Source organism: Nocardia testacea NBRC 100365, assembly GCF_000308775.1.
GTDB classification, from domain to species: Bacteria; Actinomycetota; Actinomycetes; order Mycobacteriales; family Mycobacteriaceae; genus Nocardia; species Nocardia testacea.
In genome coordinates this window covers 1-4,701 of record NZ_BAGJ01000064.1, presented here as the reverse complement: position 1 = coordinate 4,701, position 4,701 = coordinate 1, and the positions used below count along the sequence as shown (strand labels likewise).

Annotated in this window: 4 protein-coding genes; 3 read left to right on the top strand and 1 reads right to left on the bottom strand. The window is 70.7% G+C overall.

All coding sequences use genetic code 11. From position 1 onward, the window contains the following. Nucleotides 1-992, bottom strand: a 992-nt coding sequence (locus ON38_RS08185) for a DEDD exonuclease domain-containing protein (RefSeq protein ID WP_157181700.1), incomplete at its 3' end; no start/stop codon positions are given. Nucleotides 993-1,536: 544 nt separating this feature from the next. Here ON38_RS08185 and ON38_RS08180 point away from each other — a divergent pair. From ON38_RS08180 to ON38_RS08170, 3 genes are all read left to right on the top strand, one after another. Beyond that, entirely contained in the window at nucleotides 1,537-2,112 is a 576-nt protein-coding gene (locus tag ON38_RS08180; protein ID WP_039823710.1) for a C40 family peptidase, read from the top strand. 347 nt (nucleotides 2,113-2,459) lie between these two features. Next, a complete protein-coding gene (locus ON38_RS08175) occupies nucleotides 2,460-3,374 on the top strand; it encodes an NlpC/P60 family protein (RefSeq protein ID WP_085995368.1) in 915 nt (304 codons plus the stop codon). A gap of 45 nt (nucleotides 3,375-3,419) precedes the next feature. Beyond that, the gene (locus ON38_RS08170; RefSeq protein WP_039823708.1) at nucleotides 3,420-4,544 is read left to right on the top strand and encodes a glycosyltransferase family 4 protein; all 1,125 of its coding nucleotides are present in this window, start codon (nucleotides 3,420-3,422) and stop codon (nucleotides 4,542-4,544) included. Nucleotides 4,545-4,701 lie beyond the last annotated feature (157 nt).

The following is a 4,701-nucleotide window of genomic DNA, read 5'->3' as shown; positions in this document are numbered from 1 at the left end:
CCGGGTTCACGGACCAGGGTCAGCCGGGGGAAGGCCTCGGCGGTGAGCGCGATCCACCAGGCGCGTTTCGGGAATTTGGACCTCCGGTTGTAGGGCGGGGCGTGCGCGGCGAGCAGCCGCAATTCCCGGACACCGGCTTCCAGGCCGTGCGCGCACACCACATGGTCGACCCGGGTGGCCAGCCGCACCATCTCCCGGATCCGCCCCCGGGTCTCCGAGCCGGTGAAATAACTGCGCACCCGGCGGCGCAGATTCACCGCCGTCCCTATGTAGAGGACCTCGTCCGAGGGACCGCGGAACAGGTAGACACCGGGCGCGGCGGGCAGGTCGACCGCGAGGGCGCGTTTGGCCCGCTGCCCGGCGGTGACCTCGGGTAGATAGTCGATCAGTTCGGTGAGGCTGTGCACTCCCTGATTCCCGACCCGGCCGATCAGCGCGTGCAGCACATCCACGGTGGCGCGGGCGTCGTCGAGAGCGCGATGGGTGGGGGTGGTGCTCGCACCGAGCAACCGGGCCAGCACCCCGAGCCGGACCGATGGCGCCTCGTCCCGGCCGAGCACCCGCCGCGCGAGCCGGACCGTGCACACCACCTGGGCGCGCGGCCACGGGGTATCGCAGCGCGCCGCGGCGGCTTTGAGGAATCCCATATCGAATCGGGCGTTGTGTGCGACGAGTACCGCTCCGGCGGCGAACTCCAGGAATCCGGGCAGGACGGCCTCGATCGGCGGTGCGGCCCGCACCATGGCGGTGGTGATGCCGGTGACCTGCACGACCGCCGGAGGTATGGCCCGGCCGGGGTCGACCAGGGTCGCGAATTCGCCGAGTACCTCACCCCCGCGTACTTTCACCGCGCCGATCTCGGTGATCGCGTCGTCGGCCGGGCTGGTACCGGTGGTTTCCAGGTCCACCACCACGAAAGTCGTGTCGTAGAGCGGGGTGTCGAGCTGGTCGAACGCCAGTTGCCGGGCAGGCAGCGGGGCGGGTTCGGACACGGCGGCAGGCTACTCGGCGGGTACGACAGGTTCGCGAGACCGGATCGTCGAGTGTGATCGCCGGGGGGCGTCGAATCCGTCCGTATTCCCCATCCGCGCATCGCTCACCACGTATTTGTGTGCCAGTTCACAATCAATGTTCGATTGCTATCCAATAGCCGTATTCGCCGGAAAATGGTCGAGGAATCCAAAAGGCGCGGTTCGCCGCAGAGCAAACCGGAACGGACGTCCCAGCAAGGCCCCTGTCCCATCCCGGACATCCGCCCGCTCGAACTGGGAAAAACGAGAGATTCCGCCGCCGAAAGACTTTGGAGGAGAGACGCCCACATACCCGTGTCTCATCCACACGTAACCTCGGCGCAATCCGCCGCGGGCCTGTGATTTCGCTCGCACAATTTGCCGGGCGAAAGCTGCGGCCCGCACGTTTATCGAGACCAGGGGCTTTACAAATGACCGTGATCTGTTCGTAATCTTTTCGAGACCTCGCGGAGTTCGGCGCACCACCGGCGGTGCGACCGGGCGGGGAGATCGGAAGGACCGCATCATGGCGTTCAACACCGTCAAGCGACAGGCACGGCGCGTAGCCGTAACCGGAGCCGTCGGCGCTGCCACCCTGGGCGCATTCCTGCTCCCCGCCGCGCCGGCCGCCGCCCAGCCGGTGACCATCGACGGCTTCGGCACGTTCGAGGTGCCCAACGAGATCCCGATCCCGGCGGGGATCCCCGGCGTGCAGGCCCCCGGCGCCACCGTCGCGCCGCCGTTCGTCACCCCCACCAAGACCGCGGGCCAGCTCGCGCTCGACGCCGCGCTCTCCAAGGTCGGCGCCCCCTATGTCTACGGCGCGGCCGGCCCGAACGCCTTCGATTGCTCCGGCCTGGTGCAGTGGTCCTACAGACAGGCCGGGCGCGAACTACCGCGCACCAGCGACGCACAGCTCGCCTCGGGTTCCCCGGTCTCGATGAACGATCTGCAGCCCGGCGACGTCGTCTCGTTCTACGGCGGCGGCCACTCCGGCCTGTACGCGGGCGACGGCAATGTCGTGCACGCCTCCACCGCCGGCTCACCGGTCGCGGTCGCGCCCATCTCGTCCATGCCGGTCGCCGGCGCGCGGCGGTACTGAGCGCCGCTCACGGGGTCTCCGGTGCGACCCCTCGGCCACTGGCCGGGCGGCCGCGCCGGGTCGTACTGGACACCCCGGGAGCCCGTCCGTAATCTAATCGAGACCTTTACGGGCTACTTCGCACAGAGCGTCATACGGAGAGCGGGGCACGGCAGGCTGTGGCAGGACACGAACAGCGGCAACGACGTCGGCGGGATCGGCGACGCGGGCCCGGCCACAGGCGAGACCGGCATCGGGGACGGACCGCCCTGGCGGCCGGCCTCCTGGCGGCGGCCCTCTACGGCGGCGGCCCGGCCGGAGCCGATCCGGCCCCCGCGCCGACCTCCGCGACCGAAGCGGTCCAGCAGATGATCGACCTGTCCCGGCAGGCCGAACAGCTCAATCAGCAGGCTCTCACCGCGCAGGCCGACCTCGACGCGAAACTGGCCGTTCAGGCCGACGCCGACGCCAAGGTCGCCGCGGCCGGCGCCGCCGTCGACGCGGCGCGCAACGAGGTGGCCCGCTACCGGCCGATGATCGACCGCACCGCTATCGCGGCCTACCAGGGCGCCCGCACCAACCGCCTGTTCTCGGTTCTGGTCAGCGACTCCCCGCAGCAGTTGCTGGACCAGATGTCCACGCTGGACGTGGTCGCCACCCAGACCTCCGACCAGCTGAAGCAGTACAAACGCGCCACCGACGCCGCGACCGCCGCGCAATCGGCCGCCCGCGCCGCCGCCGATACCGCTCGCGCCGCCGCCGATCAGGCGAACGCCGTGCGCGACGACGTCGGGCGCAAGCAGACCGATCTGCAGAACGCGGTGGCGCGGGTCATCGAAGCCTGGGGCAGCCTGTCGACCGCGGACCGCACCGCGCTGGCCGGATCCCCCTTCCCCCCCGGGTTCGATCGCGACAGCCTGCTCCGCGACCTGGTACCCGGCAGCGGCACCAGCGCCCTGGCCGCCGGACTGACCCGCGTCGGCGACCCCTACGTCTGGGGTGCCACCGGGCCCGACCAATTCGACTGCTCCGGTCTGGTGCAGTGGGCGTTCAAGCAGGTCGGCAAGGATGTGCCGCGCACCAGTTCGGCGCAGGCCGCCTACGGCACCCCCGTGGACCGCGACGAACTGCAGCCCGGCGATGTCGTCTTCTTCTACGACGACATCTCCCACGTCGGCATCTACGCCGGCAACGGCCTGATGCTGCATGCCTCGACTTTCGGCGTCCCGGTGGCCGTGGCCCCCATGGATTCCACGCCCTATCACTCCGCCCGGCGCTACTGACACCCGGAGCGACTCGGCCGACAGCGCGCCAATACTGTGGTTCGTATGGCTCGAACTCTGCTGGTTACCAATGATTTCCCGCCGCGGCCGGGAGGTATCCAGTCGTATCTGCAGGCGCTGGCCGGGCAGCTGCCCCCCGACGATCTGGTCGTCTACGCACCGCGGTGGCGCGGGGACAGCCACACCCGATTCGACGCGAAACAGCCCTTCCAGGTGGTTCGCCACCCCACCACTCTGATGCTGCCCACCCCCGCGGTGCTGCGCCGCGCCCGAAAGGTACTGCGCGCCGAGGGGTGCGAGTCGGTGTGGTTCGGCGCGGCCGCGCCGCTGGCCCTGCTCGCCGCACCGCTGCGGCGCGCCGGTGCCCACCGGATCCTGGCCAGCACCCACGGCCACGAGGTCGGCTGGTCGATGCTGCCGGCCGCCCGGCAGGCGCTGCGGGTCATCGGGGACCACACCGATGTCGTCACCTATGTCAGCAAATACACGCGCCGGCGGTTCGCCGCCGCGTTCGGGCCCGACGCCGCCCTCGAATACCTGCCGCCCGGTGTGGACACCGAAACCTTCCGTCCCGATCCGGCCGCCCGCGCCGAACTGCGCGCACGCTACGGTCTCGGCGACCGGCCCACCGTGCTCTGCCTGTCGCGGCTGGTTCCGCGCAAAGGCCAGGACGTACTCCTGATCGCCATGCACCGGATCAAGGAACGGATCCCGGGCGCCGTCCTGGTGATCGCCGGCAGCGGTCCCTACGAAGACCGGCTGCGCGGCTTCGCCGACGCCCTCGGCCTCACCGACGACGTGGTGTTCACCGGCCGCGTGCCCGCGGCCGAACTCGCGGCCCACCACACCCTCGCCGATGTGTTCGCCATGCCCGCCCGCACCCGCGGCGCCGGCCTCGATGTGGAAGGTCTCGGCATCGTCTACCTGGAGGCCTCGGCCACCGGCGTCCCCGTGGTGGCCGGAACCTCGGGTGGCGCCCCGGAGACGGTGCTGGACGGGAAAACCGGGCGGGTGGTGGACGGCCGCCGCGCCGACCACGTCGCCGACGCGATCGCCGATATCCTCGCCGACCGCGACGCCGCCGCCGAAATGGGCGCTGCCGGACGGGCCTTCGTAGAACGCCAGTGGCGCTGGGACGCCCTGGGCGCCCGCCTCCGGCAGCTGCTGTAATTTTGGCGCCGCCTCCGGCGTCGCGGGGGTCGAGGCCCCCGAAGGTCCCGCCGTTCAGGCCTCGAGACTTGCGCTTCGCGCGGGCGCTTTCGAGGCCTGAACGGCGGGACGGGCCTCGACCCTTTCAGGGCCTCGCTGAACTCGGCACCGAAAGGCG